At 71.5% G+C, this 15,050-nt stretch carries 9 protein-coding genes; 1 reads left to right on the plus strand and 8 read right to left on the minus strand.

Annotated features, from left to right (window positions below):
- Positions 1-75 precede the first annotated feature (75 nt).
- From D7X96_RS09900 to mxcK, 8 genes are all read right to left on the minus strand, one after another.
- Complete coding sequence (locus D7X96_RS09900) at positions 76-1,356, minus strand: 3-deoxy-7-phosphoheptulonate synthase class II (protein WP_121769583.1); 1,281 nt, start codon at positions 1,354-1,356, stop codon at positions 76-78.
- Positions 1,353-5,666, minus strand: coding sequence for a myxochelin non-ribosomal peptide synthetase MxcG (gene mxcG, locus D7X96_RS09905; protein WP_121769584.1), 4,314 nt, complete (start codon positions 5,664-5,666; stop codon positions 1,353-1,355). The genes D7X96_RS09900 and mxcG overlap by 4 nt, the downstream gene beginning before the upstream one ends.
- 34 nt (positions 5,667-5,700) lie before the next feature.
- On the minus strand, positions 5,701-6,606 hold the full coding sequence (locus tag D7X96_RS09910; protein WP_121769585.1) for an isochorismatase family protein: 906 nt from the start codon (positions 6,604-6,606) through the stop codon (positions 5,701-5,703).
- A gap of 14 nt (positions 6,607-6,620) precedes the next feature.
- Positions 6,621-8,255 carry a (2,3-dihydroxybenzoyl)adenylate synthase gene (locus D7X96_RS09915; RefSeq protein ID WP_121769586.1) on the minus strand — a complete coding sequence of 545 codons (1,635 nt, stop codon included), beginning with the start codon at positions 8,253-8,255 and terminating at the stop codon, positions 6,621-6,623.
- Positions 8,252-9,541 carry an isochorismate synthase DhbC gene (gene dhbC, locus D7X96_RS09920; protein WP_244219519.1) on the minus strand — a complete coding sequence of 430 codons (1,290 nt, stop codon included), beginning with the start codon at positions 9,539-9,541 and terminating at the stop codon, positions 8,252-8,254. The genes D7X96_RS09915 and dhbC overlap by 4 nt, the downstream gene beginning before the upstream one ends.
- 83 nt (positions 9,542-9,624) lie before the next feature.
- The gene (locus D7X96_RS09925) at positions 9,625-10,398 is read right to left on the minus strand and encodes a 2,3-dihydro-2,3-dihydroxybenzoate dehydrogenase (RefSeq protein ID WP_120546994.1); all 774 of its coding nucleotides are present in this window, start codon (positions 10,396-10,398) and stop codon (positions 9,625-9,627) included.
- A gap of 144 nt (positions 10,399-10,542) precedes the next feature.
- Positions 10,543-11,826, minus strand: coding sequence for a myxochelin B biosynthesis transaminase MxcL (gene mxcL, locus D7X96_RS09930; RefSeq protein WP_121769587.1), 1,284 nt, complete (start codon positions 11,824-11,826; stop codon positions 10,543-10,545).
- A 31-nt stretch (positions 11,827-11,857) separates the two neighbouring features.
- Complete coding sequence (gene mxcK, locus D7X96_RS09935; RefSeq protein ID WP_120546992.1) at positions 11,858-13,072, minus strand: myxochelin export MFS transporter MxcK; 1,215 nt, start codon at positions 13,070-13,072, stop codon at positions 11,858-11,860.
- A 288-nt stretch (positions 13,073-13,360) separates the two neighbouring features.
- Between mxcK and dhaL the strand changes: the two genes are divergently transcribed.
- On the plus strand, positions 13,361-15,046 hold the full coding sequence (dhaL, locus tag D7X96_RS09940) for a dihydroxyacetone kinase subunit DhaL (RefSeq protein WP_121769611.1): 1,686 nt from the start codon (positions 13,361-13,363) through the stop codon (positions 15,044-15,046).
- Positions 15,047-15,050 lie beyond the last annotated feature (4 nt).

Here is a 15,050-nt window from a genome sequence, read left to right on the forward strand (position 1 = left end):
TATGAAAATGGTTATCATTTTCAACGGCGCGACGTTTAGCCGCACGCTGTCTGGGCTGTCAAGGCTCCATGGCAATCAGGCAGCGCGGTCCTGGGGAGCCTTCACCGTCGTGTGAAGGCCGTCCGCGACGCGGAACGCGAGCTGGAGGGATTGGTCCGCGTTGAGCCGCGGATCGCAGTGCGTGTGATAGCGGTCGGAGAGGTCGTCCTCGGACACGTCCAGCGGGCCGCCCAGGCATTCGGTGACGTCCTGGCCGGTCATCTCCAGGTGGAGGCCTCCGGGGTGGACGCCCTCGGCGGCGGCGACCTGGAGGAAGCCCATCACCTCCGCGAGGATCCGCTCCAGCGAGCGCGTCTTGTAGCCGTTGCTGGCCTTGTGCGTGTTGCCGTGCATCGGGTCGATGGACCACACCACGGGGCTGCCGTGGCGCCGGGTGGCGGCCATCAGGCGGGGCAGGCGCGCGGCGACCTGATCCGAACCGAAGCGCCCGATGAGCGTGAGCTTGCCCGGGATGCCCTGGGGGTTGAGCGTGTCGATGAGGCGCACCAGGTCGTCCGGCTCCATCGTGGGACCGCACTTGAGCCCGATGGGGTTCTGGATGCCGCGCATGAACTCCACGTGGCCGCCGTCCAGCTGGCGGGTGCGCTCGCCAATCCAGAGCATGTGCGCGGACGTGTCGTACCAGCCGCCTGTGGCTTCATCGGCGCGGGTCATCGCCTGTTCGACGTTGAGGAGCAGGGCTTCGTGGCTGGTGAAGAAGTCCACGGGGCGCACGGCGCCTTCGGACTCCGGCCGGTGTCCCAGCAGCCGCGTCAGGTCCGTGTATCCCTCGCGCGCGAAGTCCCGGACCAGCTGCATCGTCTCCGCGGACTGGTGGTAGGCGCGCAGCAGGCGCTGGGGGTCCGGCGTGCGCTCGCGCGCGTCGAACTCCATGCCGTTGATGATGTCGCCCCGGTAGCTGGGCAGGGTGACGCCGTTGAGGGTCTCCGTGGCGTTGGAGCGCGGCTTGGCGAACTGGCCCGCGATGCGGCCCACCTTCACCACGGGGCAGCCGCCCGCGAAGGTGAGCACGCCCGCCATCTGGAGCAGCAGCTGGAAGGTGCCGCGCACGTTCGCGGCGGAGAACTCCTTGAAGCTCTCCGCGCAGTCGCCACCCTGGAGGAGGAAGGCCTTGCCCTCGGCGACCTGGCCCAGGGCCTCGCGCAGGCGGCGGACCTCCTCGGCGTGCACCAGGGGCGGCAGCCGCGCGAGCTCCGCCTCCACGCGCGCGAGGGCTCCGAGGTCGGGGTAGTCGTCGGGGATGTAGCGGACCGGCTTTGCCCGCCAGGAGGAGGGGGACCAGGGGCTGTTCGTCACGGGAGCGCCGTCACTTTCGGGGGCAGGATTCCCTGCGCGACGCAGGAGTCGAGATAGCGGTAGAGGAGCTTCCGGTCGGTGGGCGGGCAGCGGACGCCGGTGCCCTCCAGCGCGGCCAGCAGCCGTTCACAGCGGATGGGGCCCAGGCCGAAGGCCGGGGTGGAGTCCCCGCTGCGCAGGTCGAAGAACGCGAGCGTGGCGTCGTGGCCGCCGGAGCCCTTCGCGACGCGGTCGCGCCACTCCGGGACGGGGCACAGGTCCAGCGGGTAGCCGTAGTCGCGCACCCAGCCGAACAGCTCGGACAGGCGCACCTCCTCGGCGGGCGTCACGTTGAACACGGCGCCAGGATGCGACGCGCGGGCGAGCTGCACGATGGCGCTGGCCACGAAGTCCACGGGCGTCCAGACCTCGCCCACGTCCAGCAGTGGCAGGGCACGCACGGGCAGGCCCGCGAGCACGATGCGCCACACCAGGTCCTGCGTATTGACGAGCGCGGTGTCTGGCGCGCCCACCACGCGGCCCAGGCGGTACACCGTCGCGGGCAGGCCGCGCTCGGAGGCCTGTTGCACCAGCCGCTCCGCGATCCACTTGGACTGCTGGTAGCCGTCGCGAAGGCCGGGGTGCGCGGGGACGAACGCCTCCGGCACGTCCGGGGACAGGTTCGCCTGCGGAGCCACCGCGAGCGTGGACACGTAGTGGAAGGGCTTGGGGCGGACGGCGGCGGCCAGTTTGAGCAGTTCGCGCGTGCCGCGCACGTTGACGCCCTGGAGGCTGCCGTACTCGCGCACGACGCTGACCACGGCGGCGTTGTGGATGACGGCGTCGCATTCGGCGGCCAGGTTGCGGAAGCGCGTGGCGTCCAGGCCGAGCATCGGCTGGGAGAGGTCCGCCGGCAGCGCGAGCACCCGCGCCTCCAGTCCCTCCGTGGGCAGCTTCTGGCCGGTCAGCGCCGAGCGCAGCCGCTCCATGGCCTGCGCTTCGTCCTTCGCGCGGACGGGGCAGATGACGCGCGCGTCCGTGCGGGTGAGGAGCTGGTGCAGCAGGTGCGCGCCGACGAAGCCGGTGGCGCCCGTGAGGAGGACCTGACGGAAGCCCTGGGACCGGCGCGGCAGCTCGCGCGCCCAGGCTTCGGCCGTGGAGGAGGGGACGATGTCCTCGCCCAGCTCCGCGTCCGCGAGCATGGCGGGTGTGAGGCCACCGGTCTCCACGCCGCCCGTGCTTCCGCCCTGGAGCGCCTGGGCGAGGCCGGACACGGTGGGGTGCTTGAAGACGGTGGCGACGGGGACGTCGCGGCCCACGGCGATGCCCAGGCGGTTGGCCACCTGGATGCTCTGGAGGGACTGGCCGCCCAGCTCGAAGAAGTCATCCTGAAGTGACGTGGCGGCGCGGCCCAGGACCTGTTCCCAGACCTCCAGCACCGTGCGCTCCATGGGCGTCGCGGAGGCGAGCAGCGCGGCGCTCTCGTCCGCGGGCATCGCGTTCTGGAGGGCCTTGCGGTCGATCTTCCCGGTGCTGGTGCGAGGCAGCCGCTCCGCGAAGGCGAAGGCGCTGGGCACCATGGGGGCGGGGAGCGCCGTGAGCAGGTGCTTGCGCAGCTCCGCGGGCGAGGGCTCGGGCGAGGCAACGAGGTGCGCGCACAGCCGGCGGGGCCCGCCCGGCAGCACCTGGCCGACGACGGCGGCCTCACGGACACCGGGGTACTTCAGCAACACGGTTTCGACTTCGCCCGGGTCGATGCGGTGGCCGCTGATCTTGAACTCGTCATCCACGCGGCCCACGAACACCAGCTGGCCGTCGTCGCGCACGCGCACCTTGTCGCCGGTGCGGTAGGCGCGGGGGGAGCCGTCCACTGCGTCCAAGCGGGTGAAGCGGGCGTCGTCCAGCTCCGGGCGGCCCAGGTAGCCGCGAGCGAGCGCGCCGCCCATCAAGCACAGCTCGCCTTCCTTGCCGGGAGCGGCCAGCCGGCCCTGCGGCGTGATGACGGCGGCGACAACTCCGGGCAGCGGGCGGCCGATGGGGACTTCGTCACCGGAGGGCAGGGCGTTCGGGCCCGCGATTTCGGCGACGGTGGCGACGACGGTGGCCTCGGTGGGGCCGTAGGTGTTGAGCAGGTGCACGCGGTCGCCCGCGACGTCCCGCCAGCGGGCGATGCGCTCCGGGAGCGCGGCTTCGCCACCGATGATGACGGTGCGAAGCGCGTCGGGCAGCCGGGCGGCGCCGGTGGACAGGCTGTAGGCCAGCTCGTGCCAGAAGGCCGTGGGCAGATCGAGCAGGGTGATGCCTGCTTCGGCGCAGGACTCCATGAGGCGCGGCACGGACTGGAGCATCTCATCCGTGCGCAGCACCAGCCGTCCACCCGCGCACAGCGTGACGAAGATCTCCTCCACGCTGGCATCGAAGTGGAGCGGGGCGAACTGGAGCACTCGGTCTTCGGGACCGACGCCGTAGCGCTGCGTCGCACCCGCGACGAAGTGGGCCAGGGCCCCGTGCGTGATCTGCACGCCGTTCGGTTGGCCCGTGGAGCCGGACGTGTAGATGACGTACGCGAGCCGGGCCTCCGGGTTGGAAGAGGGATCGGTGGCGTCTTGTTGCTCCAGGCGCTGCACGACGAGGACGCCCGGTGCGGTCGGATCCGTGTCGGGCGAGGGGCGCTCGGACATCACCATCACGGCGGGCCGTGCGTCCTGGAGGATGGCCGCGTTGCGCGTGGCCGGACCGGTTGGGTCGATGGGCAGGTAGCCCGCGCCCGCGAACAGGATCCCCAGGCTGGACACGATGGCGTCGATGCCTCGCGGAACCTTCACCGCCACCGCCGTGTCGGGCCGTACGCCTGCTTCGACCAGCCGCGACGCCAGTGCCTGCGATGCCGTCACCAGCTCGCGGTAGGTCATCCTCCAGCAGCCGTGCTCCAGCGCAATCGCGCCCGGACGGACCTCGGCCTGCGCCTTCAGCAGCTCCAGCACCGGGCGCACCGTTGGCACCGGACCGCCGTCCAGCACGGAGCCCACCGCGCCCGCCGCCGCCCGCCGCACCGGCTGCTCAGGCTGGGCGAGCAACGACTCCAGCAACTGGAGGAATCCTCGCTGGTGCTCCTCGAGCGATGCCTCCGTGTAGCAGGCGGGGTTCGCGTCCAGGTCCACGCGCAGCGCCGTCCCTCCCGAACGCGCATGGAAACCGAACGACAGGTCCTCCACCGGACCCGCGGAGATGTTGTGCGCCGTGCCCGGCACGCCCGCGAAGTCCAGTGCGTAGTCGAACGGCATGATGTTGACGACGGGACCGAACAGCTTTCGCTGCCCACCCACGAGCCGCAGGTCTCGCCGGAGCTGTTCGTAGCGATAGCGCAGGTGCGGCCGCGCGGCCTTCATTTCCGCCGCCACGTCGCGCGCCAGCGCGTACAGCCCCGCGTCCGGACGCACGGCGATGCGCAGCGGCACGATGTTCATCGCCATGCACGGCACGCGCAGCGACGCCGAACCCAGGCGGCCCATCACCGGCAGTCCCAGCACGGCCTCCGGCGCACCCGTGCGCTGGTGCAGGTAGATGGCCGTCACGGCCAGCACCAGGTCGGACCAGCTCACGCCCGCCTGCTTCGCGCCCGCCTGCAACGCCGCCATCAGCTCCGGCCGCAGGTGCTCCGACCGCCGCAGGAACCGCGACGACATGGGCGCCGCCTCCGCGAGCAGCGCGGGCACCGGCGCGTCCTCGAATCTCCCCACCCAGAAGTCGCGGTCCTTCTGAAGCTGCGGGCCGTTCCGGTACGCGACGTCCTCATCCAGCACAGGACCCAACCGGCTGAACCCCGCCGGCGCCGCCTTGCCCGTCACCTCCGCCGTGTAGAGCTCCGCCACCCGCCGCGCGAGCAGCGAGAAGCCATACCCATCCATGGCGATGTGATGGATGCGCTGGAACCAGAACGACCGCTCCGGCCCCACCGTGAGCAGCGCCTGCGCGAACAGCGGCCCCGTGCCCAGGTCCACCGTGCGGCCCAGGTCCTTCCACATCCACTCCTGAGCGGCGGCCCATGGGTCGGCCTCGCCGCTCAGGTCCACGCGCTGGAGCGTCCAGTCCGTCCCCGCGTCGATGCGCTGGACCGGACCGTCCCCACCCGCGACGAAGCGCGAGTGCAGCGCGTCCGCGTCCGCCACCGCCTTGCGAAGCGCGGACTCGAAGCGCACCGGATCCACGGCGCCCCGGAACTCGATGCACTCCCCGGCGTTGTAGACGGGGCTCTTCAGGTCGAGCTGTTGCCCCACCCAGATGCCGTGCTGGGCCGCGGTCAGCGGGCGGTTGTCCTGGGATGGGTGCATGACGGGGGGAACTCCGAAGTGGAAGAAGGGCGGGTTATGAGACGCGAGCGCCAGGGGCCATCGCGACCGGCTGCTTCGCGGCGAGCAGCGCGTACCAGTCCGTGAGCGTCGGCTTCTCCGCGAGCTCCACGAAGGACACCTCCGTGCCGCCCTGCCGCCAACGCTCCACCAGGCTCATCAGGCGGATGGAGTCCATGCCGCGCTCCAGCAGGTTGTCGTCCTCGCCAATCGCGGAAGCGGACTCCATCAGCAGCTCCGCCACGGCCGCGCGAAGCTGCTCGCGGTCCACCGCTGGAACAGCCGCCTGCACGGGCATCGCGTCGATGACCTGCTGCGTGGTGGCGACAAACGCGACCAGCTGCGACGCGTAGTCCAGCGCCATCCGGTGCTTCTCCAGCGAGAAGTCCGCCACCGCGTCCGCGACGAGGAACGGACGGATCTCACTCATGGAGCCGTCGCTCGCCGTCTGCAGGCAGCCGATGTGCGCGTAGATGCCGCAGATGATGAGCTGATCGCGGCCCATGTCCCGCATCAGGTCCATCAGGCGCGTGTTGCGGAACGCGCTGTAGCGCCACTTGGTGAGGACGGTGTCGCCCTCGGCCGGGGTGAGCGCTTCGATGATCTGCTGCTTCGGACCGGCGCGGACACCCGGGCCCCAGAACTCCAGCTGGAGGCCGCGCTGCTCCGGCGTCTGGTCTCCCGGCTGCGCGGAGTAGACGACGGGGACGCCCAGCTTCACCGCGTGCTCGCGCAGGCGCTGGATGTTGGCCACCAGCTCCGTCACCGGAGACTGGCCCTGCGTGAAGGCGTCCACGAAGTAGTGCTGCATGTCGTGGATGAGCAGCACGCAGCGCTGGGGCTCCGGCGTCCAGGCGAGCTTGTTCCGGGGCAGGTCCGCGGCTCCGGGCATGGAATAGGGGGCAATGGCAGGCAGTGCCATGAAGGGCTCCTGTTTCAGGGAGAAGGAGTGGAGAGGGACTGGCGCAGGCTGTCGCGCAGCGCCTTCTTGCTGACCTTGCCGACGCCCGTCTGGGGGAAGGACGCGACGAACTCGATGCGGTCGGGGATCTTGAACGACGCCAGGCCGCGCTGGCGCAGGAAGGCGTTGAGCGCGGAGGGGGCGGGGGCCTCGCCTCGGGGGATGACGACGGCGCAGGTGCGCTCTCCCAGGAACTTGTCTGGGATGGCCACCACCGCGGCGTCGCTCACGGAAGGGTGGGCGAGGAGATGGTTCTCCACCTCCTCCGCCGCGACCTTGTCGCCGCCCCGGTTGATCTGATCCTTCGCGCGCCCCTCCACCACGAGGTCGCCCTCGGGCGTCAGGCGCACCAGGTCGCCCGTGCGGTAGAAGCCGTCCGTCGTGAACGCCTTGGCGTTGTGCGCGTCCGCCTTGTAGTAGCCGCGGATGGTGTACGGCCCGCGCGTGAGCAGGTGCCCCGTCTCGCCGGGCGCCACCGGCACGTCGTCGTCGTCCACCACGCGCAGTTCGTCCGCGTCCGACATGGGGCGGCCCTGCGTGGTGACGATGCGCGTCTCCGGGTCGTCCAGCCGCGTGTAGTTCACCAGTCCCTCGGCCATGCCGAAGACCTGCTGGAGCGCGCAGCCCAGCGTGGGGCGCACGCGCGCGGCGGCCTCGTCGCTCAAGCGCGCACCGCCCACCTGGAGGACCTTCAGGCTGGACAGGTCGTGCTTCTTCGCCAACGACGAGTCCAGCCACACCATGGTCAGCGGCGGCACCAGCGCCGTGACGGTGACGCGCTCACGCTCGATGAGCGGGAAGGCCACGTCCGGGCTGGGGTTCAGCGCCATGACCGCCGTGCCACCGGCTTGGAAGGTGCCCAGCACACCCGGGGAGGACAGCGGGAAGTTGTGCGCCGCCGGCAGCGCGCACAGGTACACCGTCTCCGGGGTGAACCGGCACACGTCCACGCTGGCGCGCAGGCTGTAGATGTAGTCGTCGTGCGTGCGCGGAATCAGCTTGGGCACGCCCGTGCTGCCACCGGACAGCTGGAAGAAAGCCACGTCCGAAGGCGACGGGCCCTTCAGCGCCATGGGCTCGGCGGGCACGGAGGTGAGCGCGGTGTGGTGGCCCGCGGCCCCCAGCACCAGCACGTGCTTCAGCGTGGGCGTGGCGGCCTTCACCTGATCCGCGAGACCCCGGTAGTCGAAGCCGCCGAAGCGGTCCGGGATGACGTACGCGACGGCTTCAGTGAAGGCGCAGAAGTAGCCGATCTCCGACGCGCGGTGCGCGGGCAGCGCGAACACCGGCAGCGCGCCCATGCGGAACAGCGCGAAGATGACCTCGTAGAACTCCGGCACGTTGGGCAGCTGCACCACCACGCGGTCGCGCGAGCGGATGCCCAGTCCGTGGAAACCCGCGGCCATGCGGTCCACGCGCGCGTCCAGCTCCGCGTACGTCCAGCGGTGCGCGCCGCCGACCAGCGCCGTGCGCGTCCCGAAGTCCCGCGCGCGGTCGCGCAGGAGCTGGCCGAAGGTCTCCCCGCGCCAGTAGCCCGCCTCGCGATAGCGCCGGGCGAAGTCCTCCGGCCAGGTGGGGCAGCCGGGCAGGTGTTCCCGAGAGGTGCTCACGGCTGCACCTCGAGGCCCAGGCCCATGGCCTGGAGCATGGTGCGGAACTTGGCCTCGGTCTCCGCGAGCTCCGCCTCCGGCGTGGAGCCCACCACGATGCCCGCGCCCGCGAACAGCCGCAGGGTGCGCTCGTCGGCCTCCGCGCAACGGATGGTGACGGCCCACTGACCGTCGCCGTTCGCGTCGCACCAGCCCACGGTGCCCGTGAAGTAGCCACGGTGGAACGGCTCGAGGTTCCCGATGGCCTCGTGCGCCAGCGCCGTCGGATGGCCACACACCGCCGGGGTGGGGTGCATGGCCAGCGCCAGCGTCAGCGAGGTGATGGACGGATCCTTCAGCTCACCCGTGATGCGGGTGGACAGGTGCCACATCGTCTGGGTGCTCACGAGCGACGGGCCCCTGGGCACATCCAGCGTCTTGCAGAAGGGCCGCAGCGCCTCCGCCACCGCGTCGATGACGACCGCGTGCTCGTGCAGGTCCTTGGGGGACGCCATCAGCCGCGTGGCCCGCGCCTGGTCCTCCACGGGGTCCAGGCTGCGCGCGGCGGAGCCCGCCAGCGGATTGGCCAAGACCTGGAGGCCCGAGCGCGCCACCAGCAGCTCCGGGCTCGCGCCGATGAGCGTGCGCCGGCCCACGCCGGGGGCCGCGTCCGCGCGCTGCGGCAGGTCCACCGCGAACGTGTACCCATGCGGGTTGCGCCGGGCCAGGTTGTGCAGCAGCTGGCGCAGGTCCACCGGCGCCGCCGTGTCCACGTGAAGCGAGCGCGACAACACCACCTTGCGCAGCGGGCCCTGCTGCATGAGCTTCAGCGCCGCCGCCACGCCGTCCTTGTACGCGGAGGGCTCCGGCACGGGCCGCAGCGTGTACTGGCCGGCCAGGGGAGACCGGGCGGTGTTGGCCCCATCGAACACCATGGGCCCCGCGCGCTGGAGGGTCATGGGGACCACCAGGTGAGCCGCCACCTTGCCGTCGAAGGGCACCGCCCCCTCCGCCACCGGGATGTCATGCGCCGCGTCCCGCGAGGCGTTGAGCACCGAGGTCACGCGCTCCGGCAGGCCGTCCAGCGAGTTCCCCCCGCCCGCGTCCGGCACCGTCGCGAACACACCGCGCGCCAGCATGGTGCGCTTGGGGGACGCGAAGAAGAACGCGCCCGCGTCGTAGTCACGCAACAGCCGCGACGAGAGCGCCTCCTGCTCCGGCTCCCGCGCCACGGCCGGCGCGCCCACCACGCCGTCCACCGTCCGCGCGTCCGGCTGCCGCTCAGTGATTTTGGTATCAGGAATCATTCTCAACTCGGGGCGATGGCGGGACAGACGGGTGTCCGTCCCGGGGGAGGGAAGGGCTGCTTCAGGGAGGCGGACGTCGCGGGCTAGACGCCCAGCGTGGCGCCGCCGTCGATACACAAGTCGTGCATCGTGATGTGCCGGGCCTGCTCGGACGCGAGGAACACCACGGCCTCCGCGATGTCCTCCGGCGTGGCGATGCGGCGCAGCGGGATGCCCGTGCGGTAGGTGTCCAGCGAGCCCTGGATGACGCGCTCGGGGCCGGACTCGTCCGTCCACATGCCCCGCTGCATGGCGGTGTCGGTGGAGCCGGGCGACACGACGTTGCAGCGGATGCCGTGCTGGGCCAGCTCCAATCCCAGGCACTTGGTGAACATGGTGGAGGCGGCCTTGGACGCCGCGTAGGCCGCCATCTGCATGCGCGGCACGCCGGCCGCGTTGGAGCCCACCGTCACGATGGCGCCCGAGCGGCGGGGCACCATGTGCTTCGCCACCGCTCGCGACACATGGAACACGCCGTGGGTGTTGACCGCGAAGGTGGACAGCCAGTCCTCGTCGCTCTGCGTGAGCACGGAGCCCATGCGCAGGATGCCCGCCACGTTGGCCAGCACCTGGATGGGGCCCAGCCTGGACTCGATGGACGCGATGGCGTCCTCGATGCCGTCCTTGTCGCGCACGTCCACGCGGAACGCGGCGGCCTTCAGACCCTGCTGGCGCAGCTCCGCCACCAGCAGCTCCAGTCCGGCGGCGTTCTGGTCGAACACCGCGACGGGCATCGTGCGCGCCAGCTTGCGCGCGACCGCCGCGCCAATGCCTTGCGCCGCGCCCGTCACCACCGCGTATCCCGTCGTCGAGGACATCTGCCGCTCGTCCTGATTCTTTGAATGAAAATGAGAACCATTCTCATTTTTGAGGCCGGGAAGTGCCATGGTCATGAATTCCTGTCAAGGAGGCTCAAGCATGGAACCGCAGATGTCTGACTTCACGCGCGGAATGTTTCAGGCTCAGGCCGCGCTGGCCTTGGCGTGCGCGGCCGTCTCGCGGAGCACCTCGCCGGCGGCGGCGATGGTGTGATCGATCTGCTCCACGGTGTGCACGGCGCTGATGAAGTTCAGGTCGCGGCGGAGGATGACGCCCCGGCGGGCCATGCCGGCCTGGAAGGGGATCATCTTCTCGATGTGCTCGGGGACGGCCTTGCTGAAGCGGAAGAAGGGCACGGCGTCGTAGCCGATGACCTCCAGGCTGGAGCCCGTCTCGCGCGCGTGGGCGTTGACGCCGTCGCGCAGGCGGCGGCCCAGGCTGGCGATGTGCTCCACGTGGTTGGTGCGGCGGTACTCGTGGATGACGGCCTCGCAGACGGCGAGAGAGAGCATCTCTCCGCCGAAGGTCGTGGACACCTGCAGCTCGCTCAGGCGGGAGAGGTACTTCTCCGGGCCGGCGATGGCGGACAGGGGCATGCCCGCGGCGAGCGCCTTGGACACGGTGACGAAGTCCGCCTGGATGTCGAAGAACTGCTGCGCGCCGCCCAGGGCCAGGCGGAAGCCGGTGACGACCTCGTCCAGGACGAACAGCACGCCGTGCTTCGCGCACGTCTGTTTCACCTGGAGGAGGAACTCGCGGGTGACGGGGCGGTTGTACGGGAAGGCCAGCAGCACGCAGGCCAGCTGGGCGCCGTGCTTCTCGATGTGCTCGATGAGCGCGGGCTCGTCCGGCGGCGTGAACAGGGGCAGGCGCGTGGTGAGCTTCGCCACCGTCGGGGGCACGCCCGGGGTGTCATACATGAAGTGGTCGTGCCAACCGTTGTAGCCCACGGTGACGATGTGCTCGCGGCCGGTGAGGTGGCGCGACAGGCGCACGGCGGCGGAGGTGGCGTCCGCGCCCGTCTTGAAGAAGCGGGCCATCTCCGCGCCCGGAATCACCTCCACCAGCGCCTTCACGGAGGAGACCTCCACGGGCGTGGGCAGCGAGTGGATGATGCCCTCCGTCAGATGCTTGCGGATTGTCTCCACCACGGCCGGGTGGTTGTGGCCCAGCATGTTGGCGCCCAGCGCCTGGATGAAGTCGATGTACTCCTGGCCGTCCGCGTCCTCGACCAGCGCGCCGTGGCCCTTCGCGAGGAACACCGGGAAGGCGCCGGGCGCGAAGTGGTCCGGCTTCTTCATCATCGTCTGGGTGACGCCGGGGACCCACTTGCGGGCCTCGGCGAGCAGCTGGTTGGAGCGCTCCAGCTTGAGCTCACCGACGATGGGGCGAGGCAGGGACGGATGACGGGGTGCTGTCTGGGACATGCAAGGGTCCTGGTGAGGGGTTGAGAGGGATTCAGGGCGCGGGTGTCGCGTCCAGCCGCACTGCGCGGCCCACGAAGGTCCAGAGCAGCCCGAGCGCGAGCGCGGAGACGGCCACGGCCAGCCAGCCCAGCCGCGCGAAGCCCAGGAGCGTGCCGTCCGGAGCGGAGGTGAGCAGCAGGCCGCCCATCCACGCGCCGAGCCCGGAGGCGCCGTCGCTGGCGGCCATGTTCACCGCGAGGTAGCGGCCGCGGAGCGACGGCGGCACCTGCGAAGCGACCAGCGCCATGGTGGGGATGGCACGGCCGGAGGTGAGCGTCATGAAGAGCACGAACACGACGGCCACCACCGGCAGCGGGGAGGGCGGCAGGTGCGTGAAGAGCAGGTGCGGCGCCATGGTGGCGACGAGCAGCAACGCCAGCGCGCGAGCAGGGCCCAGCCGGTCCGCCATGCGGCCAATCCAGCGCGAGCTCACGAAGGTGGCCGCGCCGCCCGCCAGGTACACCCACGGCAGGTCCGTGAGGGACAGGCCCACGTTGCCCACCATGAAGGCGCCCAGATAGGGGATGAGCAGGAAGCTGGCGAACACCACGGTGAAGGTGAGGCCCCAGCCCAGCGCCAGCCGGGGCGTGAAGCCCGCGGTGCCGGATCTCTGGGACAGGTGCCCATCCATGCGAGGCAGGAAGCGGAGCAACAGCAGCCACACGATGCCCGCGAGTCCCGCGAGCGCGATGAACGGCGAGCGCCAGCCGCCCAGGTTCGCGAGGCCCAGGCCCAGCGGCACGCCGGCCACGGCGGACAGCGCGTAGGCCGTCATCACGGTGCCAATGGCCTGGCCCCGGCGCTCCGCTGGTACCGCGTCGCTGACGATGGCGATGACGACCGCGCCCATCAACCCCGCGCAGCCACCCGCCACGGTGCGAGCGATGAGCAGGCCCGTGGCCCCGGTGGCCGCGCCGCACAGCAGCGTGGCGGCGATGAAGCCCGCGTAGAGCATGAGCAGGGTGCGCTTGCGCTCCAGGCGGTCCAACCAGAAGACCCCCAGCACGCCCATGGCCGCGGACGCGAGCGTGTACGCGGACACCAGCGCTCCGAACCGCGTCGCCGACAGCGAGAGCCGCTGCATCAGCAGCGGGCCCAGCGGCATCAGCATCATGAAGTCGACGACGTGGGTGAACTGCACCGCCGCGAGGAGCCACAACAGCGTGCGCTCACGCGGGGCGGGGGATGGAGCACTCAAGACAATCACCTGAACCCAGACACACGACGGCCCTGGCTCGGCCCGGGGATGCCAGGCAGGGCTTCGCCGGGACCTGACACGTTTGGTGTTGGCCCGCCGTGACTTACCGCGACCAAGAGAATGATAATGAGAATCAACATCATGAGGCCTCTGGAGTCAATGGGAAAGCGGGTTCCGTGACGCATCCGTCTCCCGGCGGGCTGGTGACGTTCGCGCGGCTTGACGGGTTGCGGGGGCGGCGGAAGGGTGGGCGCCGAGCGCAGTCCGCCCCTGTTCATTCCGTCCAAGGAGTCGCTGGTGAAGAAGCTCGTCAACGCGCCGCGCGCGGTGGTGCAGGAGATGTTGGAGGGACTGGTGGCGCTGGCGCCGGGCCAGGCGTTGCTGGAGGGGGAGACGGTGGTGGTGCGCGCGGACGTGCCGGCGGCGCTGGGGGCGCGGAAGGTGGCGGTGTTGTCGGGCGGGGGCAGCGGGCACGAACCGGCGCACGCGGGCTACGTGGGGACGGGGATGCTGCACGCGGCGGTGGCGGGGGACGTGTTCACGTCACCCAGCACGGACGCGGTGCTGGCGGCGATCCGCGCGGTGGCGGGGACGGCGGGGGCGCTGCTCATCGTGAAGAACTACACGGGGGACCGGCTCAACTTCGGGCTCGCGGCGGAGCTGGCGCGCGCCGAGGGGATTCCGACGGAAGTGGTGGTGGTGGCGGACGACGTGGCGCTGCGGGACACGGTGGAGCCCGAGCGGCGCCGGGGCATCGCCGGCGTGGTGCTGGTGCACAAGGTCGCGGGCGCCGCCGCGGCGGCGGGTGCGTCGCTGGCGGAGGTGGCGCGCGAGGCGGCGGAAGCGGCGGCGGCGCTGGGCAGCATGGGCGTGGCGCTGGGGCCGTGCACGGTGCCCGCGGCGGGCCGGCCGGGCTTCTCGCTGGGGGAGGGCGAGGTGGAGCTGGGACTGGGCATCCACGGCGAGCAGGGCGTGCGCCGCGTGGAGCTGCAGCCGGCGGACGCGCTGGCGGACACGATGCTGTCCATCATCGTGGAGGACCGGAAGGTGGGCCGGGGCGACCGGGTGGCGTTGATGGTGAACGGGTTGGGAGGCACGCCGCCCATGGAGCTGGCCATCGTGACGCGCCGGGCGCTGGCGTTCCTGGCGGAGCGGGGCGTGAAGGTGGAGCGGGCGTGGCAGGGCACGTTCCTGTCGGCGTTGGAGATGCCGGGGTGCTCGCTGACGGTGTTGAAGGTGGATGACGCGCGGCTCGCGCGGTTGGACGCGCCCACGGAGGCGCCGGCGTGGCCGGGGCGGGGGCAGGTGGTGAAGCAGCGGCAGGTGGTGCCCACTCGAGCCGCGCTGCCGACGGTGGAGGGGCACCCGAAGCCGCAGCCCGTGATGGCGCGGGTGCGCGCCGCGGCGCTCGCGGTGGCGGACGCGTGGGACGCTGCGGAGGCCCGGCTGACGGAGCTGGACAGCAAGGCGGGGGATGGTGATCTGGGATTGAGCCTGGCGCGTGGCGCGGCGGCGATCCGCGCGTTGCCGGAGAAGGCGTGGGCCACGCCGTCGAGCGCGTTGACGGAGCTGGGGCAGGCGTTGCGCCGGAACATCGGAGGCAGCTCCGGGCCGTTCTACGCGACGGCGCTGCTGCGAGCGGCGCGCTTCCTGGCGAGCAAGCCGGTGGATGCGCTGGCCTGGGCGAAGGCGTTCGAGGTGGGCGTGGAGGCGGTGTCGGAGCTGGGCGGAGCGAAGCCCGGGGACCGGACGATGGTGGACGCGCTGCACCCGGCGTCGGTGGTGCTCACGCGGGCCGTTCGCGAGGGCAAGGGGCTGGGGGAGGCGTGGGCGGAGGCGGTTCGCGCGGCGGAGCAGGGCGCGGAGGCGACGGCCAGCATGTCGCCGCGACTGGGCCGGGCCAGCTACCTGGGTGAGCGCGCGAAGGGGGTTCCGGACGCGGGGGCCGTGGCCGTGGTCATCTGGATGAAGGCGCTGGGCTGACGCG

Source organism: Corallococcus interemptor, from assembly GCF_003668875.1.
Lineage (GTDB): Bacteria > Myxococcota > Myxococcia > Myxococcales > Myxococcaceae > Corallococcus > Corallococcus interemptor.